This is a genomic window from Paludibaculum fermentans (assembly GCF_051172195.1).
GTDB lineage: Bacteria > Acidobacteriota > Terriglobia > Bryobacterales > Bryobacteraceae > Paludibaculum > Paludibaculum fermentans_A.
The window spans coordinates 301,065-325,145 of sequence record NZ_JBPJAQ010000001.1; the positions used below are offsets into that span (position 1 = coordinate 301,065).

At 63.5% G+C, this 24,081-nt stretch carries 15 protein-coding genes and 1 tRNA gene; 5 read left to right on the forward strand and 11 right to left on the reverse strand.

What is annotated here, in order from left to right; genetic code table 11:
* The first annotated feature begins 77 nt into the window (after nt 1–77).
* The 3 genes from ACR9Y2_RS01240 (at nt 78) to ACR9Y2_RS01250 (ending at nt 3,626) form a co-directional block, all read left to right on the forward strand.
* A complete protein-coding gene (locus tag ACR9Y2_RS01240) occupies nt 78–2,042 on the forward strand; it encodes a beta-L-arabinofuranosidase domain-containing protein (protein WP_435039202.1) in 1,965 nt (654 codons plus the stop codon).
* A 125-nt stretch (nt 2,043–2,167) separates the two neighbouring features.
* Nucleotides 2,168–2,746 (forward strand): CHRD domain-containing protein, encoded by a 579-nt coding sequence (locus tag ACR9Y2_RS01245; RefSeq protein WP_435039203.1) that lies wholly within the window; start codon nt 2,168–2,170, stop codon nt 2,744–2,746.
* 148 nt (nt 2,747–2,894) lie between these two features.
* Nucleotides 2,895–3,626, forward strand: coding sequence for a hypothetical protein (locus ACR9Y2_RS01250; RefSeq protein WP_435039204.1), 732 nt, complete (start codon nt 2,895–2,897; stop codon nt 3,624–3,626).
* A 35-nt stretch (nt 3,627–3,661) separates the two neighbouring features.
* On the opposite strand, the gene ACR9Y2_RS01255 is transcribed toward ACR9Y2_RS01250, so the two are convergent.
* The 11 genes from ACR9Y2_RS01255 to ACR9Y2_RS01305 form a co-directional block, all read right to left on the reverse strand.
* Complete coding sequence (locus tag ACR9Y2_RS01255) at nt 3,662–4,429, reverse strand: class I SAM-dependent DNA methyltransferase (protein WP_435039205.1); 768 nt, start codon at nt 4,427–4,429, stop codon at nt 3,662–3,664.
* A 46-nt stretch (nt 4,430–4,475) separates the two neighbouring features.
* Nucleotides 4,476–6,167, reverse strand: coding sequence for a CRTAC1 family protein (locus tag ACR9Y2_RS01260; RefSeq protein WP_435039206.1), 1,692 nt, complete (start codon nt 6,165–6,167; stop codon nt 4,476–4,478).
* Between the two features lie 23 nt (nt 6,168–6,190).
* Nucleotides 6,191–8,314, reverse strand: a complete 2,124-nt coding sequence (locus ACR9Y2_RS01265; RefSeq protein ID WP_435039207.1) for a VWA domain-containing protein — start codon at nt 8,312–8,314, stop codon at nt 6,191–6,193.
* Nucleotides 8,311–10,377 (reverse strand): VWA domain-containing protein, encoded by a 2,067-nt coding sequence (locus tag ACR9Y2_RS01270; RefSeq protein ID WP_435039208.1) that lies wholly within the window; start codon nt 10,375–10,377, stop codon nt 8,311–8,313. The genes ACR9Y2_RS01265 and ACR9Y2_RS01270 overlap by 4 nt, the downstream gene beginning before the upstream one ends.
* Nucleotides 10,358–11,398, reverse strand: coding sequence for a multiheme c-type cytochrome (locus ACR9Y2_RS01275; protein ID WP_435039209.1), 1,041 nt, complete (start codon nt 11,396–11,398; stop codon nt 10,358–10,360). Before ACR9Y2_RS01275 ends, ACR9Y2_RS01270 begins: the two co-directional genes overlap by 20 nt.
* Nucleotides 11,399–12,511 carry a tetratricopeptide repeat protein gene (locus ACR9Y2_RS01280; RefSeq protein WP_435039210.1) on the reverse strand — a complete coding sequence of 371 codons (1,113 nt, stop codon included), beginning with the start codon at nt 12,509–12,511 and terminating at the stop codon, nt 11,399–11,401.
* Nucleotides 12,508–13,647 (reverse strand): tetratricopeptide repeat protein, encoded by a 1,140-nt coding sequence (locus ACR9Y2_RS01285; RefSeq protein ID WP_435039211.1) that lies wholly within the window; start codon nt 13,645–13,647, stop codon nt 12,508–12,510. Before ACR9Y2_RS01285 ends, ACR9Y2_RS01280 begins: the two co-directional genes overlap by 4 nt.
* Nucleotides 13,644–14,768, reverse strand: coding sequence for a tetratricopeptide repeat protein (locus ACR9Y2_RS01290; RefSeq protein ID WP_435039212.1), 1,125 nt, complete (start codon nt 14,766–14,768; stop codon nt 13,644–13,646). The genes ACR9Y2_RS01285 and ACR9Y2_RS01290 overlap by 4 nt, the downstream gene beginning before the upstream one ends.
* Nucleotides 14,769–14,910: 142 nt before the next feature.
* Nucleotides 14,911–18,357, reverse strand: a complete 3,447-nt coding sequence (locus ACR9Y2_RS01295) for a carboxypeptidase regulatory-like domain-containing protein (RefSeq protein WP_435039213.1) — start codon at nt 18,355–18,357, stop codon at nt 14,911–14,913.
* Between the two features lie 416 nt (nt 18,358–18,773).
* Nucleotides 18,774–19,805 carry a hypothetical protein gene (locus ACR9Y2_RS01300; RefSeq protein ID WP_435039214.1) on the reverse strand — a complete coding sequence of 344 codons (1,032 nt, stop codon included), beginning with the start codon at nt 19,803–19,805 and terminating at the stop codon, nt 18,774–18,776.
* A 144-nt stretch (nt 19,806–19,949) separates the two neighbouring features.
* Nucleotides 19,950–20,024 (reverse strand) — tRNA-Cys (locus ACR9Y2_RS01305).
* Nucleotides 20,025–20,091: 67 nt separating this feature from the next.
* On the opposite strand from ACR9Y2_RS01305, the gene ACR9Y2_RS01310 reads away from it, so the two are divergent.
* Nucleotides 20,092–21,843, forward strand: a complete 1,752-nt coding sequence (locus ACR9Y2_RS01310; RefSeq protein WP_435039215.1) for a SpoIVB peptidase S55 domain-containing protein — start codon at nt 20,092–20,094, stop codon at nt 21,841–21,843.
* A 5-nt stretch (nt 21,844–21,848) separates the two neighbouring features.
* Complete coding sequence (locus ACR9Y2_RS01315; RefSeq protein WP_435039216.1) at nt 21,849–24,080, forward strand: hypothetical protein; 2,232 nt, start codon at nt 21,849–21,851, stop codon at nt 24,078–24,080.
* Nucleotide 24,081: the final 1 nt, after the last annotated feature.

The following is a 24,081-nucleotide window of genomic DNA, read 5'->3' on the forward strand; positions in this document are numbered from 1 at the left end:
TTTTCCGCCTGCTATCCGGCCCGTTCGCGCAGGCTCGTGCCGAGCCGGGCTGTTGCCGTGGGCGGCCGGCACCAACTATGAAGTCCCTTCCTTCTGCGTCATTCCTACTCGCGGCCCTCGCGCTTTGCTGCCTGCCGCCCGTGACGGCCCAGACCGCTGCCCCGGCCGCTGCGCCCGCCGTGAAGAACCGTGATCCGCTGGCTGCGAACGTCTTCAATGCCCTGCCGCTTACCGCGGTGAAGCCGGCCGGCTGGCTGCGGCGTCAACTCGAGATCCAGGCCGGGGGACAGAGCGGGCATCTGGACGAATTCTGGCCGTCGCTGGACAAGACAAGCGGCTGGCTGGGCGGGACCGGCGAGAGTTGGGAACGCGGCCCCTACTACCTGGATGGCCTGGTGCCGCTGGCCTACCTGCTGGACAGCCCGGTGCTGAAGGCCAAGATCAAACCGTGGATTGAATGGACCCTGAACAGCCAGCGGCCCGACGGCAATTTTGGCCCGCTGAAGAATACGGACTGGTGGCCGAACTTCGTCATGTTGAAGGTCCTGACGCAGTACCAGGAGGCCACGGGCGATCCGCGCGTCGTCCCGTTCATGACGAAGTACTTCGCGTATATGGGCAGCAAGCTCGACACGGTGCCGCTGAAGGAGTGGGCCATCTACCGTTGGGGCGACCAGGAACTGACCATCGCCTGGCTCTACAACCGCACGGGCAATCTCGAACTGCTGGACCTGGCCAGGAAGGTGAGCAAGCAGGGCTACGACTGGAAAGAGCACTTCGCGAATTTCAAATACCCCGGCCGCGTGACGAAGGAACAGTCCAAGCTGAACACGCACGGTGTGAATAATGCCATGGCCATTAAGACCTCGGGCGTCTGGTCGTGGTTCACCAACGACAAGTCGGACCGCGAGGCAATGCACCAGCTGTTCAAGGTGATGGACGAGCACCACCTGTTGCCCAACGGCGTGCATAGCTGCGACGAGCATTATGCCGGGCTCAGCCCCGTGCAGGGCACGGAAGTCTGCTCCGTGGTGGAAGCGATGTTTTCGCTCGAACTGCTGTCGGGCATCCTCGGCGATGCCGCCATCGGCGATCGTCTGGAGAAGATGGCGTTCAATCCGCTGCCCGGCACTTTCGACAAGACGATGTGGGCCCACCAGTATGATCAGCAGCCCAACCAGGTGCTGGTCGACGTCAACCCGCGCAACTGGGTGTCGAACGGGCCGGACTCCAACCTGTTCGGGCTCGAACCCAACTTCGGCTGCTGCACCGCCAACTTCCACCAGGGCTGGCCCAAGTTCGCCGCCAACCTGTGGATGGCCACACAGGATGACGGCATCGCCGCCGTGGCCTACGCGCCCAGTGTCGTAAAGACCAGGGCCGGCGGCGGCGAGGTGACCATCGAGGAGACGACCGAGTATCCGTTCCGGGACACCATCCGGCTGAAGATTACGGCCGGGCAGCCGGCCACGTTCCCACTGGTGCTGCGCGTGCCGGGCTGGGCGACTGGCGCGTCGATCACTGTGAATGGCAAGTCCGAGCAGGGCATCCGGCCGGGGTCGTACCATCGCGTCGCGCGCACCTGGAAGAGCGGTGACACGGTGGTGCTGCGCTTCCCCATGTACCCGCGGGTATCGCGCTGGTACAACCAGTCGGTCGCCATCGACCGGGGCCCGCTCGTCTTCTCCCTGAAGATCGGCGAGGAATGGAAAAAGCTGCGCGAAAAAGGTCCGGCGGCGGACTGGACCGTGAGCCCCACCACGGCCTGGAATTTTGGCTTGCTGCTGGATGCGAACAATCCGGCGGGGTCGCTCAAGGTGAAGGAGTCGCCCATAGGCGACAATCCCTTCGCGGGAGAAACACCGGGCGTCACGATTCAGGTGAAGGGCCGCAGGATCCCCGCGTGGACGCTGGAGAAGGGTTCGGCCGCGCCGCCGCCAGTGAGCCCGGTGGCATCGGCGGAACCGGTTGAGCAGCTGGAACTGATCCCCTATGGGTCGGCCAAACTCCGCATTACGGCATTCCCTGTGCTGGTTCGGTAAGCCGCTGGCATCGCAGGTAGAACGCCCAGTACGTACGGGGCGCACTCAATTCCTGATTGACTCGCGAACGATCCGGTCTTAGGATAGTCCAGCTACCTACCAACTGGGCTTCTGGAGGACCGTTCATGAAACTGAAACTATCGCTGCTGGCAATCCCTGCGTTGCTCGCGACCGCCGCATACGGCGCACCCATCGGCTATCGCGCCGATCTATCGGGCCTGAATGAATCGCCGGTGAATGCTTCGCCCGGCTTCGGTTTCGCCATCGTGACATTCGATGTGGTGGCCCACACGTTACGGGTGCAGGTGAGCTTCAGTGATCTCGAGGCGGGGAACACGGCCGCGCACATTCATTGCTGCACTGCGCCCCCCTTCACAGGGACTGCCGCGGTGGCGACGATTACGCCCACCTTCACTGGATTCCCTTCGGGCACAACGGCCGGCACTTACGACCATATCTTCGACACAACCCAGGCGTCGACCTACAGGGCCGGCTTCCTGAGCGGCTTCGGCGGTTCGACCGCCTTGGCGGAAGCTGCGCTGGCGGCTGGAATGGCCAATGGCGAGGCGTATCTGAACATCCACAGCTCGGTCTATCCAGGTGGTGAGATTCGCGGTTTCCTGATGGCTGCCCCGGAGCCTGCCACACTTTCGCTGGTAGGCGTTGCCCTGGCCGGGCTCGCGCTGCTGCGCCGTAAACGCTAACCGCTTTCCGACGGAGGGGCGCCAGGATCAATGCGGCGCCCTTTCGAGCACGCCCGCCTCGCGGGATACCGCCATTTACCCCACGCACGCGCGGCTCTTCGGCGTATTTTCGCGATCCAATTGCCCCCAATTCGTCGTATCCTCGGACATGCGTTTCATTTCTCGTTTGTTGCAGTTGACCGCAGCTATTTTACTTGCAGGCGCACTCGCATATGGCCAGGCAGGCCGTTGGGAAGGCACCGTTCAAGCGGGTGGACAGGAACTCCAAATCGGCCTGGATTTCGCCAAGGACGACAAGGGCGTGTGGAGCGGCACGTTTTCGCAGACGCCGCCCGGCATCCGCGATGTGCCGGTGGTCGAACTCAAAGTGGAAGAACAGACAGTCAAGTTCCACATCGTTTCCGGCAGCGGGCCCGAGTTCGTCTGCAAAATGGGCACCCCCACCACGATGAACTGCTCGCTGAATACGCCCAACGGCGCAGTCACCTTCGACCTGAAGCGGACCGGCGACGGCAAGGTCGCGGCCCAGAAGCCCAGTCCGGCCGTTTCCAAAGTCCTGGAAGGCGATTGGGAAGGCAGCCTGGAGACGCCGCAGGGTGGACTCAAGATCGTGATGCACTTCAAGAATCAGCCGGACGGCACGGTGAAGGCCACCCTCGACAGCCCCATTCAAGGCGCCACTGGCTTGGCCATGACCGAGATCGCGCAGAAGGAACTGGCTGTGGAACTCAAGGTGCCCGTGGTGGGCGGTTCCTACAAGGGCACCCTGAACAAAGAAGGCAACCAGATCACCGGAGAGTGGAGCCAGGGGGGCAATGCGCTCGCACTGATCATGCGCAAACCCGCGCCTCCGGCGCCGGCTACGCCGCCCGCAAAGTAACTTCTGTTTCGCCCGGCAGGTGAAGGCTGGTGGTGCTATGCGCTGGCCTTCGCCACGGGTTTGAGCCTCGCCCGCCAGAAGGTCCGGTTGCCCGCCGGAGTCAGCGCGTCTTCAAAAAACGGGGCCGCGTCCCACGCCTTCACCTGATCGAAACCCGCCGCCGCCAGGGCCGTGCGGATCTCCGGGGCGCTCCAGCACACCTCCTCGATATGCTCGTGGTGCCGGGTCCACTTCTCCCCCACGCGGATGAACCACTCCACGTCCGACCATGCGCGATCCGAACCGCGCCGGTGCCCGCCGTGCATAATCATCGCAATGGGGTCCTTCTCCAGGAACCAAGTGTTCGACCAGACTCGTTCGAACGCCCGCCTGTTGTTGACGTCAAAGGCGAAATGGCCGCCCGGCCGCAACGCCCTGGCCACACCGCGCAGCACCCGCCCCAGATCACGCTTTTGCGGCACATGGTTCAGCGCGTCGAACTCGCAGGTGACCAGATCCACCTGCCGGGGGAGCACGAAAGTGCGCATGTCGGCCTGAATCACGTGGACCGGCAGTCCCGTGCCTCGTACCTTCTTGCGGGCGATTCTGCACATGTCAGGGGAGAGGTCGACGGCGTACATCTCGATCCCCTGCGCAGCCAGCTCCAGCGCCAGCGTGCCCGTGCCGCAGCACAGGTCGCAGGCAGCCTTCACGCCAGGGAGAACGGGCCCGATCACCGACTCGCGCGCCGTGTCGAATTGTCGCCGGAACTCAAACAGGTGGTCGTAATAGCGGGCCAGCCAGCGATAAGTGTCGGACGCCATGGCTCCTCCGGATGTTGCTATCCGAATTATCCGACATGCGGCGCCCTCACTTCGCGATCCCCTTGCCCTCGACGACAGTTACATAGCGATCCACGGGCACATCGGTGAGCCGCTCGACCCGCGTGCTGGGTCCCGGCCACTTGATCTCCACCCAGTCCACCTTGGCCGCGGCGCCCAGGCCCAGCACCTCGCGCGGATCGTGCGACGACAGGTAACTGCCGCCGCTGCTCTTTTTGCGCGAGCGCTTCACGCCCCCAGCCGACCAGGTGATGCCCGCCCCGATCGCGTCGCGATTGCACGTGACCCCCTGCAGCTTGAGCCCCACCCAGTGGTTGCCCGCGCCCGCGGTGTTCTTCAGCAGCAGCGGCGCTTCCCCGTTGTTGCCCACCAGCACCGACAACCGGCCGTTGTTCAGATAGTCGCCCACCGCCAGACCGCGGGCCGGATACGACTTCGTGAAGGCCGGCCCCGCCTGGGCCGTGACATTCCGCATGCGTCCGCCATCGTTGTGGAACAGCAGCAGCGGCTCCTTGTACTTCACCTGCTGCGAGTACTGCTCGATCATGTCGTCCGGATGGCCGTTCGACAGGATCAGGTCCGTCAGCCCGTCGTTGTCATAGTCGAAGAACTTGAGACCCCAGCCGCTCAGCAGCCGCGTACTCTGTGCCACCCCGTGCCGGTGCGCCGTATCGGTGAACGACTCGGTCCGGTTGTTCTCATAAAGCGAGAACATTTCCTGGTCCACATTGGCCACGAACAGGTCTTCCCACCCGTCGCCATTGACGTCAGCCGCGTCGACCCCCATGCCTGAGCGGGCCTGCCCGTTGGCGCTGAAGCCCACCTCCGCCGCCAGCGCGACCTCCTCCCACTTGCCACCGCCGCGGTTCAGGAAGAGGAAGTTCTGCACCGTGTCGTTGGCTTCGAAAAGATCCATGCGACCGTCGTTGTTCACGTCCGTCGCCACGACGCCCAGGCCCTTGCCGAGCGACTTCTCGATTTCGGTGCCTTTGCTCACAAGCCTGAAGGTGCCATCGCCGTTGTTGTGATACAGGAAGCTCGCCGTGGGCTTGAAGACGCGCGGGATGCAGTAATACTTGCGGCCCAGTTTGTTGTCGCCGCAGCCGAACCGCTCCTTCACGCTGTAGTTCACAAAGCTGCACAGGAACAGGTCGAGCTTGCCGTCGTTGTCGTAGTCGAACCACACTGCGCTGGTCGTCCACTCGGGTCCGGCGAGCCCCGACTTCTCGGTGATATCGGTGAAGGTGCCGTCGCCATTGTTGTGGTAGAGGGTCGGCCGGCCATAGGCCGTCACCAGGAGATCCGGAAAGCCGTCGTTGTTGTAGTCGCCCACCGCCACGCCCATCCCGAACGAGTGCCCGCCCAGCAGTCCGGCCTTCTGCGTGACATCGGTGAACGTGCCGTCCCGGTTGTTGTGATACAGCGCATTGCACACCGGCTTGGCAGGTTTATAGAAGTTGCACTCCCCTGTGTTCACCAGGAAGATGTCCATCCACCCGTCGTTGTCGTAGTCGATAAAGGCGACGCCCGGAGGCAGGGTCTCCGGCAGATACCGCTCGGCCGACATGGCGTTCACGTGAACCCAGTGAAGGCCGCTCTCCGACGCAGGCACCTCTTCAAACAGCCGCACGGCGTCGGCCGGCGGAGCCGCCAGGCTATAGTTCGGGATCATCGGCGCGCCACCCAGACACGCCAGGAAGGTTCTTCTGCTGTACCGCATTCAACGATTACCGGCCCAGGCCTTTACTCAATGTTAAGGTAGATGCTCTTCTGCGCCCCGAAGTTGCCTTGGATTAGCGTGGCCCGGAATTGATACTGCGCGGGCTGAACCGAATCCAGGGGGATGTTGGCGACGTACGGAATCGAGCCATCCGTCCCGGCTGGAGGCAGCGCAGGCGAGGTGCGCGAGACTACCTGGCCGTCTTTCAGGAGATCGAGCACCACCTTCACCGGCTCCTGCGACGTCTCGTCCGGATACAGCGTGAAGAACAGCGACAACAGCTTGCCGGCGCCGCCCGGCACCGCGTCGATGAGTGTCGGCACGATGCGGCCCATCGGGATCTGCAGCGCGTCCTGGGGATCCCGTTCCCCGGCCAGTTTGTCGATGCGCCGCACCAGCGCAATGTCGCTGATGCCCGCTTTCTCCACCAGTGCCGGCACCACCAGCACGGATCTCTTGGCCGACACCCGCTGCCCTTCCTGATCGGCCGCCACACTCTCCACCGTGTAACGCCCCGGCGCCAGGTTCATCGCCCGTGTCACGATAAACCGGCCCTGCTGGAAGCCCTCCAACCGGTCCATCGGCTCGTTCAGAGGCACGTCCCGCGACAACTTCGTCACCACCCGGCCCTGCGCGTCCTTCACCAACGCCAGCACCGTGATGTGCGTCCGGTACTTGCCTGCCTTCTCATCTTTCGCGAACGCCACGTTCTTCAAGGGCAGATCGAACACCAGTTCGGCTTGCTGCAGGCCCAGCCGCTGGCGGTACTGCACGACCCCGGCGCGAAACTCCAAGTCCTTGGGCAAGGGAGTACGTGACAGCACTCGCAGCAGCGGAGCCTCGTACGAGAACACCGTCTGCCCCTCCATCACCGGCATCGCGAAATAGCCATCGCGAGCCTGCACCACGGCGTCCTTGCGGCTCGCCACCGACACCGTGATGGTGCGGAACCGCCCGTCGTACAACTGATTCTTCGGATGGTAGGAGATCTCGTAGTAGGTGTTGAACTCCTCGCTCAGCTTCTCCAGATTCGGCCGCAAATCGTTCGTATTCGCGATGAGAAACCCACCCGTGCTCTCGGCCAGTTCCTGCATTTCGTTCTGCTGGTTGGCGCGCAGGCTGTCCACGGCTCGGTCGAACGTCCGGAACTCCTGTTTGTTCCCCGCCGCCGTCTCGTTCTGCGTCGTACGCGCATAGCGGCTCCACTGCGCGGCCTCGCTGAGCTTGGCGTTGGCCGCCCCCTGGTCGCTGACCGTCGTCAGCCCGCGGGCATCAATGGCGTACACCGTCACGTTGGCGCGGTTCGCTTCGCTGATCATCGACTTGAACTGCTCCACCAGGCTGTTCGGCATCTGCAGCCCCTCGGCGAAATACAGCACTGTCTTGCGGCCGGGCAGCTTGCGCAGCTCCTTGACGATCGCCCACAACGAGAACACCGACATGCGGCCCAGGTCCTCACGCTCCAACACCTCGGAGAAGTCGAGCATCTCCTTCGCCATCTGCGCGGCCTGCGCGCCGGACATCGCCGCCCCGTCAACCGTTCCCTGCGCCGGCGCTGCCGTGCCGGTGCTGTTGCCGGCTGCACCCGCGGTCCGCGCCATGTTCGCCAGATCGCTCTGGAAATCGCTGCGTTCTCCACTCGTCGCCGCCTCGATCGCGCGCTTCAGCCGCGCCGCGTCGTTCGTGTATGGCTGCACCACCTGGAAGCCGCGATCCACCGTAAACACCGCGTAGTAAACGTTCGGCCCCAGGTCTTTCTTGAGAAAATCCAGTGAGGCCTGCCGCCCCAACCGCCGCCCATCCGGCCCCAGCCTGTCGAACACCAGCGACACCAGTCGGTTCTGCGCGGATACCTGCACCCGCTCCTGCCGCCGCATGCCCTCCACTGGAGCCGCTGCCCCTGGGCTCTCCGCTGCCGCCGTCCCAGGCTGCACGCTGACCGCGCGGAACGACGTGACCGCCTGCGGCTCTCCGTCTTCCTTCACCACGATGTCGGCTTGCGTCAGCCCGCGGATCAGCCGCCCGCGCTTGTCCCGCACCACCACGTCCACCAGCACGTCCGTCGACTCCGAGCGGAACGCGGGCGGCTGGGCCGGCAGTTCCGTCCCCAGCACCAGCAGCAGAATCGCACTGAGAATCTGTTTCATCGGGCCGCAATCTGGACTTGCGCCATTCCATCCGCCGTGGAGTTCCCCTGCTTCACGATGACGTGAATCAGATAAGTGGCCGGAGGCATGCTCTCCGCCGGCGACGACAATACATACGCGATCCGCCCCTGCGCATCGGCCGCCGGCAGGGGCAGCGCGCTCTTCGCGATCACCTTGCCGTCGACGCTGAACTCCACCTCCGCTGTGGGCTTCTCCGCGATCGCCGGATCCGGGTACACGATGAAGAACGTGGACATCTGCGCGCCCTTCACCGCGAACACCTGCCCGCCCAACGTAGCCGTAATCCGCCCGCCCTGGTATTGCAGCGGCTCATTCGGATCCAAGTCCTTGGCATTCGCCTGGAAGTTCCGCACCAGGTACAGGCTCGACATCGCCACCCCCTGCGCCTTCGGCGTCACGACGTAGGAACTCTTGCGCGTCCCCACCGTACCCGCCTCGTGGTCCATCACCGCGGTCTCCAACGTGTACCGGCCCGGAGGAAGATTCAGCGGTTCTTTGTAGATGTAGTTCCCCGCCCGCGCCTGCGGCAGCAGGGCCAGCGGACCCCGTCGCGGCAGGTCGCTGCTCACCCTGGCCACCACCTCGCCCTTCGCATCCTTCACCAGCGCCAGCAGCGACACCCGCGAGCTGAACGTCTTCGTATCCACATGCTCAGTGAACTTGATGCCGCTCATCGGCACCTCCACCACCACCAGGCCTTTCGCTTCCACAGGCCCGGGCCGCACCACCAGGGCAGCTGATCGGAACTCCACGTCCTTCGGCATCGGGTTCGCTTCCAGAGCCTTCGTCAATGCGAATTCAAACGGCATCAGGGCCGGCCCGCGTACGGTCATAGGCAGCGAGAAGTACCCCATGCGCGCATGCACCACCATGTCCTTCCGCGCCACCTCCACCTGCGTCTTCCGGAACTTTCCGTCGTAGGTCCCGATCCCCGGATGATAGACCGCTTCGTAATAGCTGGCCGCCTCTTCACTCACCTGCCGCATCGGTTTCGACAAATCGTTCGAGTCGCTCATCAGGAACGCGCCGGTCGACTCCGCCAGCGTCTGCAGCGGCAGTTGCACGTTCTTCCGCATGCTGCCCTCCGCCAGGTCGCTGGCCTGCAGTTCTTCCTTGGTCACAGCGCCGCTCGTCGCCGTCGTCGCATCGCCTGTCAGTTTCGCGGCCTTCGTCAGATCTTCCGACCCTGCATTCTGGCTCGACGTCTGAACCCCGCGCGCGTCCACTGTATAGATCGCCACATTGCCGCGGTTCGCGGCACTCGGAATGCTGCGGAAAGGCTCGTCCAGGTGCGTCGGCACCTCCATGCCCTCCGAGAAGTACACGAGGCTCTTCCGTCCCGGCATCGAATACTGCCCGCGCACCAATGACAGCAGCGAGAAGATCGACATGCGCGTCGACTCCTCGCGCCCATAGCTCGAATTGAACTGCAGCATGTCCAGCATCACCTGCGCCGTCTTCTTCTGCGCCGGAGCGGCATCCGCCCCCGCCACAGTCTCCTTCAGGCTCTTCTTGATCCGCTCGGACTCCACCGCGTAGGTCGCGTACTGCCCGTTCGTCACCCTTCCGATCGCCCGTTTCAGCGCCTCTTTGTCGGTCGTGAACTCCTGCAGCACGAACAATTGCGAATCGATCGCGACCACCGCGAATTGCACGTTCTGCGCCTGCTCGCCCTTCACCAGGCTCTCCGCGGCATCCTTCGCCACACGCCGCGCCGCATTGCCCAACCGCTCAAACACCAGCGTCACCAACCCGATCCGCTGCCCCGCCTCCGTCCCGTCCACCAGCCGCAACGCAGTCACCCGCTGCTCCGCCCCGTCGTCCGCCACCTTCACTTCCTCGGCCTTCAAATCCTTCACCAGCCGGCCGCGCTTGTCCCGCACAACGAAGTCCTGCACCACCTCCTCTGCCGCCGCACTCATGGCAGGATCCTGCTGCTGCCCCGACGCAATCACCTGCGCCGTACTCGCCTGTTGCCCGTGCGCTATGCCGGCCGCAACCAGCACGCCGAGAGTCAGTCCGCTAATCCGGATACGTTTCATTGGGCCTCGCTATACGAATGAAGTGGTCGGTAAACCGGAAATGCGAGCCCGGCAGCTCGTACTTCGGCATATGGCAGCTCGCGCATTGCCTCGTCCCCACCTTGCAGACCTTCGCGGGTCCACTGCCCGCCTGGGCCGCATGACACCCCAGGCACGCCGGATCCGAGCTCACCGCCACGCCTTCCGGCCGGTTGTGCGGATCATGACACGCCGTGCATCCGATGCGCCGGTCCAGCGCGTCATAGCACTTGCTCAGCACGATCCGATAGGGCTGGAACCGCACATTGGCTACACCCCGCGGACCGTTCAACTGAATATGCGACCACGTCCGGTGGCACGCTCCGCACACATCCGAAATCTCTTCCGTACTCGCATCCTTCAGCTTCGCCAGCCGCGCCGTCTTCGCATCGCCCGACACCCGCGCGGCTGCATGCTTCCAGGCCCCCTTGTGGCAGTTCTCGCACTGCACCCCGGGCACCAGCGACTTCGTCCACGCCAACGATCCTTTCGGACCCGCGCCCGCCGCCGGGCCTTCCGCCGCGTGGCACTGAAAACACTCCGTCACGCTCAATGCCGGCATCTCCCGGCCAAATGCCTCGGCCAGATTCTTCGGGACACCCGGAGGGGACCCCAGCGTCCCGTCCAGCCCTTTAATGTCGTTATAGAAGCTCACCCGGCTCTCATAGAGCTTGCCCTCCCGCTCCAGCACATACGTCTGGCCCGCGGCGCCCTGCCCCATCGCCCACGCCACCACGCCTTCCATCGACGCGGTTCCATCACTCACGGCATACCGGTCCTGCCCGCCCACCCGGTAGATCCGGTATGCGAACGAACCCAGTTTCAGCCGCAACTCCGGATGCGCGCCAAGAACCGCGGCCTGTCCGCCCGGCTCCAGTGTCCGCGCCATCAGCGTGTGCGAATGCCCCTGCGCTTCCTTCGGATGGCACGGCGCACACGTCTTGTGCTGCTGGGCCACCAGGCTCGGCGCCGTCAACCAGAGCATCAGCACGAAGCCGCGCATCTACTTCGTTGCCCTCTCCGCCCGCTGGGCCTCGACCGCTTTCAGACGCGCAAACTCCGCCCGCGCCCGCGCCGCCTCTTCTTTTCGCCCCAGCTTCGCGTAAGCCGACGCCAACTGATACTGCAGTTGCGAACTCCCCGGCTCCAGCTTCACCGCAATCTCCAACTCCCTGGCGCCCTTCTCAAACTCGTTCAGCTCCACCAGCGTACGGCCCAGGCACCCGCGCGCCGCAAAACTACCCGGAGCCATGGCCACGGCCCGCTGCGCATACGGCAGCGCCTGCGCGGCTTCCCCCCGCTTCAGGTATTCGAACCCCATCGACACCAGCGCCGGCAGGTGTTTCGGCTCCAGGGCCAACGTCCGCTGCAGCGCCGCCACGCCCTTATCCGGATCGTTCGCCAGCAGGATCATCGCGTATGAGTAGTGCACGTTCGCCCGCTCCGGGTACTCCTTCACCAGCGACTCAAACCGCCGCGTCGCGTCCTCCACCGGATGCTCGCCGCCGGTCAGCATCGCACTGCCCAGCTTGAACGCGACATCGCGATCGCCCTCCGTCAACTCCTGCGGAAAGATCGCCAGCCGCAGCGCCGCTAGGCCCGCCACCGCCACCACCGCCGGATCGTTCGGCTTCATCCTCGTCAACAGCCGGCACAACTGCAACGCCCGTTCGAAGTTGCCGGCCTGCGTCTGCAGCAACGCCGCCCGGTACAACGCAACACGCGTCACCGGATCTTCCAGCCGCAACCCCAGCGCATAGCCCTTCTCCAGATCGGCCAGCGCCGCCGGATACTCCTTCGTCTGGAACTCGCACAGCCCCAGGAACGCATAGGCGCCGCCCAGCTTCGGCTGCAGGCTCACAAACCGGCGGAACGAGTCCCTGCACGCCGCGTACTTCTGCGCGTCATACTGCAGCGTACCCAGATGCCACCAGCCCTCATCCCAGGTCGGGGCGAACGTCACAGCCTGCCGGTACAATCGCATGGCATCTTCCGGCCTGTTCGCCTGCGCGGCCTCTGTTGCCTGCGTCGCCAGCTTCGCAATCGCGGCCGTCGGCGAGTCGGACGTCTGCCCGTACCCCCAAGCCGCAAAGACCAACACCAGCAGGCCCCTCATCGGTTCACCGGCTCCCCGCCCATGGCAGGCTCCAATTGCCCGCTCCGCGCGGAACTCTTCAACTGCACCACCAGCATTCGCTGCCGGTCGCCATCCTCTTTCCGCTTCAGCCTGTAATACACCGATGCCAGCGTCGCATGGACCTCCGCAATCCCCGGAGCCTCGCTGGCCACCGCCTCCAGTTCCGTTCGCGCTTCCTCCGCACGGCCCTCCGCCAGATGGATCACCGCCCGCTGGTACCGAGCCCGCAAATCCCCCGGCTTCACCGTCAGAGCCCGTTGCAGCAGCCCCAGCGCTTCGTCATACTGCTCGTTCCTCTTGAGGATCACGGCCAGCGACACCAGGCTCGGCAGATGCTCCGGGTTCACGGCCAGCTCCTTCCGCAGCTCGACGGCGCATTGCTCCGGATCGCCTGCCAACAGCACGCTCGCGTAGCCGTAGTGAACCCCTGGTGCCTGGCCATACTCCTTCACCACACCGTCCAAAATGCGCCGCGCCGCGTCTATCTGGCCCATGCCTGCCGTCAACGCCGCCCGGCCCATCGGAAACACCAGCGCGCGATCCTCAGCCGGCACCTCCGAAGCGAAAATCGGCCGCCGCAGCACCGTCACTCCAGCCAGCGCCACCAACTCCGGCCACTCGCCAAACCTCAGCACCAGCGCCCGGCACAGCGGCATCGACCTTTCAAACAACCCGGCCTTCGTCGCCAGCATCGCCGCGTGCAGTTGAATCGGCCGCAGCAAAGGCTCGTCCGCCGGGACACCCAGTTGCAGCGCCTTCTCTAGAGACTCCAGCGCTGCCCCATACTCCTGCGTTCGGAACTCGCACAAGCCCAGGTACCCGTGCCCCTGGGGCAAGCCGGGCTCCAGTTCCACGAACCGCCGCATCGCGTCGCGGCACTCCGTAAACTGCCCGGCCGCGTAGCTCAGCGACCCAATGTGATACCAGCCTTCCGCCCACTTCGGAGCCAGTCGCAGCGCCTGGCCGTATAACTGCACCGCCTCAGCACCCCGCCCACCGGACCTCGCCGCCTCAGCCTGCCTCGCCAGGCCTGCAATCGCCGGAGGCACCGCCGGTCCCTGCGCACTCACCACCACGCACGACACCCACAGCGCTGCTGCAAGAGCCGTCCTCATGGATTCTTCTGCTCAGTCTCCGCCTGGCCTTTCGGCTGCCGTGCCTGCGCTTCCGCATTCAGCTTCTGGACGATGCCCCGCTCCCGGTCGCCCTCCGCCTTCAGCTTCAGCCGGTAGTACGCCGTCGCCAGCGACACATGCGCCTCAGTGAACTGCGGAGCCTCCTTAACGGTCGCCTCCAGCTCTTTCCGCGCCTGCTCCACCTTGCCCTGCGAAAGGTAGATCGTGCCCAGTTGGTACCGCACCCGCAAATCGCCCGGCCTCACCCGCAACGCCCGCGCCAGATACTTCAACGCCTCGTCCCACTCCTGGTCCTGCTTCAGGATCACCGCCAGGTTCAGGTTCGAATTGAAGTCGTTTGGGTTCAGCTTCAACTCCTGCTGGAACGCCTTCGCCGCGCCGGCCGTGTCTCCGGTCGCCATCAGCGACTGCCCGTAATAGGCGTTCGCCGAAGGCAGGTTCGGATTCATCTGCACCGCCTGCGCCAGATCCTCCATCGCCCCCGCGAAGTCGGCCGAGTTCAATTTCGCCGTTCCAATCAGCAGCCGCGTCTCCGCCGAATCGCCGCGCTTGAAGATGGGATCCAAGATCTTCTGGCCCTCCTGCTCGCGTTTGTCCCGGACCAGCGCGGTCCCCAGCACATAGGCCATCGCCAGGTCGCCGCCATGCTCCTTCTGCACCGGTGACAACAGCTCGATCACCTTGCCGTTCTCACCCATCTGCAGCCAGCAATCCGCCAGCAGCAAGGTGGCCTGCTGATTGTCCGGAGTCAGCGCCCGCAGCGTCGTCAGCTCCTTGGCCGCATCCCCGATGTCGCCCATCTTGTAATAGGCCAGCGCCAGGTTCAGTGAAATGCCGGTATGGCTCGGATCGAGCTTCAGGCCCGCCTTGTACTCCTGGATCGCTTCGGCGTATCGCCCCTGCCGCGCCAGCGCCGCCCCCAGGTTCGATCGTACATTCACGTTGTCCGGACCCGTCTTTAAATACGTCCGGTACCCCGCCACCGCCGCATCCAGGTTGCCCGCCTGATGCGCCGCCACTGCCTTCTCCAGCACCGCGTCCGGAGTCTGCGCACGCGCGCCCTGCATTCCCAGAAATAGCGCCAGCACAATCGTGGTCATAGGCCGCCACCTCGATTGTATAGGAGCGCGTACGGATTGATACGGGCTCAAATCCATGTTCCATTGAGGCGTAGATGACAAAAACGGGGCGGCCGCGGCCACCCCGTTCCGAAGCAATAGTTGCACTGCCGGTTGCTCAGCCCTAGAAGTAGAACTTAATCGCAACCTGGACGATACGCCGGCCCTGTTTCTCTGTCGTGACGCCGAAGTTCGGGTTCGAGATCTTGCCCGTGTTCGGATCGTAGATCAGCTTCAGGTTGTTCGAGCCGTTCACAAACGTGTACAGCGGGTGGTTCAGGAAGTTGTACCCATTGAATCGGATCTGGATCTTCTTCGATTCGCTCAACTGGAAGTTCTTGAATAACCCGAGGTCGAAGTTCATGAACGCAGGCCCATAGATACCGGGTCCAACTGTTGGCCCGTTGCCGCCCGGCCCCGTCGGGAGGGCGAAGCAATTGCCGTTGACGAACTGGTGCGGACCCAGCCCGCTGTTGCCCGGACATGTGTACGTGGGCCGCAGCGCGATGCTGTCCGTGCCGTTGATGGAACGGGAGCTCAGGTTATACCCGCTGCCCAGCTTGTAGCCGGCCGTGTCCATGCTGAAGTTGTAGCTCGTGTTGGCCAGGTCGTTGATGCCGCTCTGCACCTGCGCAATACCCGAGATCTGCCAGCCGTTCACTACTCCGCCGGCCAGCTTGTTGCCCTTCAGCACATTACCCACTTCCACCGAGTAAGCCGCATTGAACAGCTGGCGGCGGTCACCCGGCATCAACCCGTAGTTGTTCCTCTGGTTGAACTCATCGTAGTTGCCTACGATGCCCAGGCTCTTGCCGTAGGTGTAGTTCAAATTCAGGTTGTACCGGCCCTTCGTCCTGAGCCACGTGGCTTGGAACGAGTTGTAATTCTGGTACAACCCATGCGTATTGATGCGCAGATCCTGGAAGCCGGCGATCGGCCGGAACGAGTCGTAGGCCGCGGCATTCGGATCTCCGATGCCCGCCTTCAACAACGCACCCGCCGGCACGGCGTTCAGGTTGTTGCCAGGACCGCCCGTGTTCAGCAACGCGCCGCTGCGGTTGCCGACATACGCCAGTTCCAGCAAGCCGGAGAACGGAGTCCGCTGCGAGATCGTGAAGCTGTAGCTGTCCGACCAGGGCGACTGATCATCCAGGCTATCCACCGCCTGAGCACCCAGCCGGTCGCCGAGCCCCGGGGTGTACGCGTCGATCGCCGCCAGCGTTGTCGGGTTCGGGAAGTTGTAAGCCTTCACGCCCGCCGACACGTCCAAACCGCTGGTGAACTGCGCCGAATGGAAGTAGTAGCGGCCCCAGCCTCCGCGTAGCACCGTCTTGCCGCTGCCGAAGAGGTCGAAGGCGCCACCCACGCGCGGAGCATAGTAGAGCGCGCGGCTCGGGAAGCCGGACAGCGGAACGTTCTTATCCCGCGAGTGCCAGAAGAACCCCGAGTAATCCAGAGCCGGAGCATTCGGATTGTAGCGGTTGATATCGAAGATCGAATAGCCCGCGCCCGTCCTGTCGGACCACGGCCCGAAGTGCGAAATGCGCAGCCCGTACTCCAACGTCCACCGCCGGTTCACCTTCCAGCTATCCTGCGCGAACGCTTCAAACGTCGTGTACGAAATGTCGTTCAGCCGGTTGAAGCTCTGCTCGTTGTAGCCGCCCACGCGGCCCAGGATCATGTCGCCATACACGCTTCCGCTCGAATTCACGGCCGTGTTGGAGTACGAGATCTGACCGTTCGTGTTTCCATTCGCCGGCTGGTTGTTCCGGATGTACTCGTAGAACGCGCCGAACTTCACCGTGTGCGTGCCCCACACCTTCGAGACGTTGTCCGAAATCGTCGGCAGGTACTTGTCCGCGAACAGGCCGCGTCCGCCGCCCACCTCAAAACCGCCCGGATTCAGGATCGTCGCCATCTCACCGCCCCAGCCGGTGAACGATGGAATTTGCGCCACACCGTTCTTCCACAGGCCCTTGTAGGGATAGCCCACGTTGGCGCGATCCACCTTCGAAGGATCTTCAAACACGTTCGGGAACTTGATGGTGGTATAGGCCACAACCAGTTCGTTCGTCAGTGTCGGAGAGAATACATGCGTCAGGCTGGCTGAAATCGAGTCCGAGCTATTCTTGCCGATCACCGGCGTCGGATAAGGAACCTGGTTGCCGTTGCGCCACCACAGGCCCACCGGGAACTGCTGGTTCTCCCACTGCCGGTTGTAACGGACAAACAGCTTCGTCGAATCGCTGATGCTGTAGTCCACACGCGTCATGAACTGGTTGCTGTTCTGGTTGAAGTTGATCTGCTGGACGTAGTTGTAGCCGCCATTCGCGTTCGGATTCGCGTTGGCCTGTGGCAACAGGTTCATCAGCGCCTGCCCGCCCTTGTCCAGCATGCTAGCCGGAATGATTCCACCGGGAATCGTCGGATCCGTGATCTGCTGCGGCGGACCGCCCGAAGAAGTGATGTTGCCCAGCTTGGACAGTTCAGCGGGGCTGAAGTTGCCCGTGCGCATACCCGCCGTCGGCACCGTAGCGCGCAGCACACCGGTGTCCAGCTTTTGGGCGTAATATTCATAGCCCGCGAAGAAGAACAGCTTGTCGCGGTTCTTGTTGAAGTTCGTTCCAGGAATCAGCACCGGGCCGCTGATGTTGCCGCCCGGGAAGAAGTACCTGTTCTCCGGCTTCGGCAGGTTCAGGCGGTTGTTCAACCAGTCGTTCGCATTCATCGCATAGTGGCGGGCGTAGAGATAAGCGCCGCCGTGGAAATCACGGCCGCCCGACTTCGCCACGCTGCTCACCACCGCCGGCCCCTTCTGGTTCTCCGCGCCGAAGTTCGAGGTCAACACCTTGAACTCCTGGATCATGTCCGTATTCGGGTTCACCGGCGTCGCGCAGTTGCAGCCCGGATCGGACACGTGCGCTCCGTCCGCCGTGATATCCAGCGACCCGCCCGGCAGTCCGTTCACGCTATACGCGCCATTGAACGCGCTCTGGCTGCCGCCATCGCCGTTGCCGTTGATGCCAATCGTCTCACCAGTGAAATTCGCGCGATTCTCAGTGCCCGTGCCCGCAATCGCAAAGCCCGGCATGATTTTGATGAATTCCGCCGCGCTGCGGCCCACCACCGAAAAGTCCTGCAGCTGCTTGACGTTCAAGGTGGCCGACTTCTCACCGGAATCCACCGGCGCCACGATGTCGGCCATGCTCGAGACTTCCACCGTCTCCGAAGTCGAGCCCACCTTTAAAGCCACATCCACATTCCGCTTGTCAGAGCCGGAGAAGGACAACCCGTCCATCTTCGAAGTCTGAAAACCGGATGCTTCGATCGTCAGGGCATAGGTTCCAATCGGAACCGAAGCGAAGGTGTAATACCCTTCGGAATTGGTCATCGTTGTTCGAACGTCACCGGATGCTGAGTTCTTCAACGTGACCTTGGCATTGGGAATCACTGCCTGTGCGGGGTCTGAGACAATGCCGGTTAGCGTTGCAAAGACCGACTGCGCTTGCAGAGCCCCGGCCAAGAGTGCGACGGCAATCACTACGATGGTGATTTTGAGCGACTTGGTCATCGGAAACTTGCCCCTTTCGCGAGCCCGTTCGTACGATGCGTTCCGCCCGGAAACCTTGGAAGAATGTAGCGAACCTAACGCCAAGGACCCCAAACCCGTCTTCCAGGACGGAATAGCGTATTCATACTAGTGCGACTATGTCAGGGCGTCAATGGAAAAATTACGAGATAAAACAGATTGCGTATCGTATTGAGAATGGGATACTTAGTAAATCGGATATAAGTACCTCAATAACGATTAACAGGAATTCCTGCATCCGCTTGCAGCGAATCTGCTGCGGCCTCCAGCCCATTCCAATCGGAAGGTAGGCACAGCCGGATAAATTGTGATCGTTAACGATTCATCTGTACGCAGTGACCCGCTGCGTTAAGACTAATGGCGTGACGCCATTTATTCGCCTGGGAGTCTGAGACCACCTACTCCTTGCGTTGCGCAGTCCACTGGCCATCGGCCCGGTCGGTCACCTTCATCCGGCCCTTGGCCCCATTGCCGTCGATCCAGCCGGCCAGGGTCGTCGCGGCGGCTCCAGGCGTATCTTTCGGTCCAGCCGGCTTCCACTCGCCCCGGAACGTCAGCTCGACATACCCGTCGCGCCAGGTCCCTTCTACCGGCAAATCGTTCCCAAATGAGCCGGTCCATTTACCGGTCACTTTGCCGCCTTCGCGCTCCAACTTCAGCGACCCGTTAAACGCACCCGCGTCGCTGGTGCACTTCACCGCCCATTCCCCTCTCGCCTCGCCGCCGTTTGACACCGGCTCCGCTTTCGCGTGCGTCACCTTCAAATTCGAGAAGTAGCTTTCCTCCCCCGAGAAACCCCACAGCGCGACGCCGCCCTTCAGGTCCTCCCCCTTCATTCCATCGACCACCAGGGCCGGCTGGGCGGAGCCGTTCAGATAAAGCCTCGCCCGTCTTCCGGCCACCTCGAACTTGATGTGGATCCACTTCTCCAGGGTCAGGTCGGCATGCGACTCGTAGACCCACGGCCACATGCGGCGCAGCCGGTACCAGTCGAAACCGGGCTCCGCGCAGTATTGCACCGAGTGGTTGCGCATCGACTGGTCCTCGGACGTGGAATTGCCCGGCCGCAGGTAGAACAGCTCGTAGTGTGAGCCATCCGTGCGCGCCCGGAATGCGATCCCCAGGAACCCCGGCATCCGCACGCCCGGAGGCGTCGTGGGCCTCACCGCCATATCCGCCTCGATGGTCCCGTCCTGGAATTCCACCCCGTTGATGAGCGCAAACCCATCCCCGCCGGTCTCCTGCGTCAGCCGCACCGCTTTGCGCCCCAGATACTCCACTGGTTCCGCTTTCAGCCCGTGCACCGAGAGGTCGCTGGCATCCGCCAGGGCGAAGCTCTGCACCTTTCCAGCCGCTGGAGCCGGCTGTCCGAAAGCCAGGGGGAGCATAAAGAGGAAGGCGCCGCAGGTGAGGGCAGGGATCAGGTTCATGCGTGACATGAACTACAGGCTACGGGCAGTTCGCCTCAACTCCCGAGGAAGATCAGCCAAATGCCGAAGCATGTGCCCAAACGGTCGTTTCCCGCAGGGAATTGGGGCGCTGTCGAACAAAAGGAGAGTACAACCGGAGGGATTTGGAGGCGCGGACCGGAGTCGAACCGGTGAATAAAGGTTTTGCAGACCTCTGCCTTACCACTTGGCTACCGCGCCTCTTCAGTGGCAGGATACGCTATTACTATAACGCACTGAAGCATTTTGCGCGAAGCTGGCGTCTACAATGGTGAACGTGCTCCGGCCCTTTCCGATCTTCCTGGTACTCGCCCTCACTGCCGCCCTCCAGGCGCAGACCGCTGGCATCCTGCCCCTGCGCGAGGTCCACCCGGGCATGAAAGCCGTCGGCCGCACAGTCTTCGCCGGAATGAAAGTCGAAGAATTCCAGGTGGAAGTGCTCGGCGTCCTTGAGAATGCGGGTCCCAAACAGTCGATCATCCTGGCCCGCCTCAGCGGAGGCGGCCTCGAAAAAACCGGCGTTATGCAGGGCATGAGCGGCAGTCCCGTTTACTACAACGGCAGATTGATGGGCGCGGTGGCCCTCTCGTTCCCCTTCTCCAAGGACCCCATCGCCGGCATCCGCCCCATCGAGGAGATGCTCACCGTCAGCCCCTCCACCCGCCAGACCGCCGGCATCCGCTTCCCCTACGACGGCCGCGACTCCCTCCCTAAATCGCAAGGCCTCGAAGTCGGGCCGCAGCGCATGATGGAGATCGCCACCCCCTTCTGGCTCAGCGGCTTCACCCGCAATACGGTGGACTACTTCGCCCCCGCCCTGCGAGCCGCCGGACTCGAACCGGTACAGGGCGTCTCCGGCGGTGGCCGCGCCATCCAGGCCGCAGGACCGTCCAAGACCCCCTTGGAGCCCGGCTCGATGATCAGCGTCCAACTCGTTCGCGGCGACCTCAACGTCGGAGCCGATGGCACCGTCACCCACCTCGACGGCAATCGCGTCTACGCCTTCGGCCATCGCTTCCTGGCCATCGGCGACACCGAGATGCCCTTCGCCCGCTCAGAGGTCATCACCCTCCTGGCCAGCAACAATCAGTCCTTTAAGATCTCCACCCCACGCGAATGGCTCGGCGCCATCACACAGGACCGCAGCGTCGCCATCTCCGGGGAACTCGGCAAAAAGGCCGACATGATCCCGCTGTCCATTCGCGTCAAAAGCCGCGGCGGTTCCACCCGCGAGTGGTCTTACAAGATGGACATGATCGAGGATCGCCTCTTCACCCCCTTATTGGTCCAGATGGCGGTCTTCTCGGCTATCGATGCCACCGAACGCAGCACCGGCGTCAGCACCATCACCCTGCGCGGCCAAGTGCGGATGGACGGCGCGCCCAACGTCAAATTCGACAACATCTATGCCGCCGACCTCGGCGCTCCGCAGCAGGTATCAGCCGCCATCGCCGCGCCAGTCTCCGCGATCCTCCAGAGCGGGTTCGATGCCCTCAAGCTGCGCGGCCTCGATCTGGACATCGAGGTATCGAATGAGAAGAAGCAGCTTCAGCTCGATTCCATCTGGGCCTCGCAGCGCGAGGTGCGGCCCGGCGAATCGGTGGAGATCACGGCCACTTTCGCCGGTGAACATGGCGTGGAAATGATGCGCACAGCGAAGTATCAGGTGCCCATCGGAGCCCCCGTGGGTCCACTCTATTTCACGGTCACCGACGGTCCTTCCGCGAATCTTTCCGACTTCAAGCAGTTTCTGCTGACGCCGCCTCGCTCCGCTCCGCAGCTCTACGATTTCCTGACAGGACTCCATCCCAACGACCGGCCGTATTTAAGGGTGTGGCGGTCGCAATCGTCCTGGCTGGTCCAGGGGGAGACCATGCCCAGTCCCCCGCCTTCCATGGCGATGGCGTTGAGCCATACCGCTACCCAGCAGGCCAACGCGTTGGTAGCATCCATTGAGATGCCTGCCGCGGGTTTCCAGTTTTCCGGTTCCAAGACTGTTCAAGTGGATGTAAAGGAATGAATCGCTTGAGACGACTCCTGCCGTGCGCCGCACTGGCCATGGCGAGCCTATGGGCCGGCGGCTCCACGGCCTGGGAAAGCAACACTTTCGCCGACTTCATCAAGGGCCGGTTCCAGGGTATTTCCCTGACGCGCGACGGCCGCCTGACGCTCGCGCCCTCGCTCGATACACTGGCCTCCACCGGCGAAGCCGGCATCTGGAGCGTCATCTCCGCGCCCGACGGAACCCTCTACTTTTCGACCGGCCACCGGGGCCGCGTGTACGTCGTGAAACCCGGCGCCCAGCCCACCGTCCTGTGGTCGTCGCAGCAGCCGGAAGTCTTTGCGCTGGCGCTGGATAGTCAGGGACGCCTGTACGCCGGAACCTCGCCCGACGGCCGCATCTACCGCATCGAAGGCGGCCGGGCCACGGAGTTCTTCAACCCCCAGTCGAAGTACATCTGGAGCCTCGCCGTAGCGCCCGATGGCGCCCTCTTTGCCGCCACTGGCGACCAGGGCCAAGTCTGGCGCATCACCCCGGACGGAAAGGGCTCCGTCTGGTACGAGACCGGCCAATCCCACGTCACCGCCCTGGCCATCGACTCCATTGGCCGCGTGCTGGCCGGCACTGAGCCCAATGGCATCCTGTTTCGCATCGAGGCCAAGGATAAGGCCTTTGTTCTCTACGACTCCAGTCTGCCCGAGATCCGCTCCATCGTGCTCGCGCCGGACGGCTCCATCTACGTTGCGGCCCTCGGCGGAGCGCTGGCCCAGAAGCAGGCCCAGGCAGCCGCGGCCGCTGCCGCCAGCCAGCCGCCCCAGGGCGTCGTAACCTCCACCATTACCGTCACTTCCGACGCCAATGCGCAAGCCGGCGTCGACATCAAGCCCAAACCCGAAGCGGCCAAGCCGCCGGCCGCCACAGGCGCGGAAACGCCCCCCACCCCCGCGCCGATCGATGTAGCTGGAGTGGAGAAGGCAGCCCTCTACCGCATCGCCCCCGACAACATGGTGGAAACGGTCTGGTCGTCCAAGGAAGAGAATGTGTTCGATCTCATCCTGAAGGATGGCGACCTCGTCTTCTCCACCGACCAGCGCGGGCGCATCTACCGCCTTGCCCAGGATTTGAAGGCGACGCTGCTGTTGGAGACCCACGAATCCGAGACCACGCGCCTGCTGCCCACGCCCCAGGGCATCGTCGCCGCAACCAGCAATCAGGCGAAGCTTTACCGGCTTTCGAACCAGCCCATCGCCAAGGGTGTCTACGAGTCCCCAGTCCATGACGCCGGCAACGTGGCCCGCTGGGGCCGCCTGGAATGGCGCATGGATAACTCCTCTGGAAAGATGAGCTTCCGGACGCGCGCCGGCAATTCCGCTCGTCCCGACCGGACGTGGAGCAACTGGTCTGAGCCCGTCACCGACCTCGCCAAGGCCCTGGTTTCCAGCCCCAACGCCCGCTACATCCAGTGGCAGGCTGAATTCCAGCCCGTCAACGGCCAATCGCCCTTGCTCGACTCCGTCTCCCTCAGCTACCAGCCCCAGAACGGCCGGCCCGTAGTTCGCAGCGTGCAGGTGACCCCGCAATGGGTGGCCTCCGCCCAGAAAACCGCCGCTGCCGCGCCGCAAACCCCTATCTCCTATAGCATTACGGTGACCGACTCAGGCGACTCCGGCACCGCGACCAGCGGCGGCACCCCTACCCAGAACATCAGCCGCAGCGGCGCTCCGCAGCTCTTCATCGCCTGGCAGGCGGACGATCCGGACGGCGACAAACTCATCTACTCCCTGTGGTACAGGGCCGAAGATGAGAGCACCTGGAAGTTGTTGAAAAGTGAGATCTCCGACAACACTTACATGCAGGAAACCGAGGTCTTCGCGGACGGCCGCTATTTCTTCCGCGTGCTGGCGTCCGACCGTCTGGCGAACAGCCCTGCCTCGGCCCGCGATGGCGAACTGGTCAGCCAGCCTGTGTTGATCGACCAGACCCCGCCCACCGTGACCATGGGCGCCCCGCACGTCAACGGCAACCAGATTGAGATCGATGTGGACGCGAATGACGCGCAGTCACCGGTGCGCCGCGCCGAGTTTTCGTTCGACGGTTCGGCCTGGAAGCTGATCGATGCGGCAGACGGTATCGCCGACAGCAAGCAGGAACGTTTCATCGTCCGGTTCAATGCAATTTCCGGGGAACACAGCGTCGTCGTGCGGGTCTTCGACTCGGCCGGCAACCCTGGCCTGGCGCGGCTTGTGTTGCGCTGAT

Excerpts from the sequence above, each read along its gene's own strand:
- ACR9Y2_RS01280 (WP_435039210.1), bottom strand. The coding sequence starts at position 12,511 with ATGAGGGGCCTGCTGGTGTTGGTCTTTGCGGCTTGGGGGTACGGGCAG.
- ACR9Y2_RS01310 (WP_435039215.1), top strand. The coding sequence starts at position 20,092 with ATGGTGAACGTGCTCCGGCCCTTTCCGATCTTCCTGGTACTCGCCCTC.
- ACR9Y2_RS01290 (WP_435039212.1), bottom strand. The coding sequence starts at position 14,768 with ATGACCACGATTGTGCTGGCGCTATTTCTGGGAATGCAGGGCGCGCGT.
- ACR9Y2_RS01295 (WP_435039213.1), bottom strand. The coding sequence starts at position 18,357 with ATGACCAAGTCGCTCAAAATCACCATCGTAGTGATTGCCGTCGCACTC.
- ACR9Y2_RS01260 (WP_435039206.1), bottom strand. The coding sequence starts at position 6,167 with ATGCGGTACAGCAGAAGAACCTTCCTGGCGTGTCTGGGTGGCGCGCCG.
- ACR9Y2_RS01265 (WP_435039207.1), bottom strand. The coding sequence starts at position 8,314 with ATGAAACAGATTCTCAGTGCGATTCTGCTGCTGGTGCTGGGGACGGAA.
- ACR9Y2_RS01245 (WP_435039203.1), top strand. The coding sequence starts at position 2,168 with ATGAAACTGAAACTATCGCTGCTGGCAATCCCTGCGTTGCTCGCGACC.
- ACR9Y2_RS01275 (WP_435039209.1), bottom strand. The coding sequence starts at position 11,398 with ATGCGCGGCTTCGTGCTGATGCTCTGGTTGACGGCGCCGAGCCTGGTG.
- ACR9Y2_RS01255 (WP_435039205.1), bottom strand. The coding sequence starts at position 4,429 with ATGGCGTCCGACACTTATCGCTGGCTGGCCCGCTATTACGACCACCTG.
- ACR9Y2_RS01250 (WP_435039204.1), top strand. The coding sequence starts at position 2,895 with ATGCGTTTCATTTCTCGTTTGTTGCAGTTGACCGCAGCTATTTTACTT.
- ACR9Y2_RS01240 (WP_435039202.1), top strand. The coding sequence starts at position 78 with ATGAAGTCCCTTCCTTCTGCGTCATTCCTACTCGCGGCCCTCGCGCTT.
- ACR9Y2_RS01270 (WP_435039208.1), bottom strand. The coding sequence starts at position 10,377 with ATGAAACGTATCCGGATTAGCGGACTGACTCTCGGCGTGCTGGTTGCG.
- ACR9Y2_RS01300 (WP_435039214.1), bottom strand. The coding sequence starts at position 19,805 with ATGAACCTGATCCCTGCCCTCACCTGCGGCGCCTTCCTCTTTATGCTC.
- ACR9Y2_RS01285 (WP_435039211.1), bottom strand. The coding sequence starts at position 13,647 with ATGAGGACGGCTCTTGCAGCAGCGCTGTGGGTGTCGTGCGTGGTGGTG.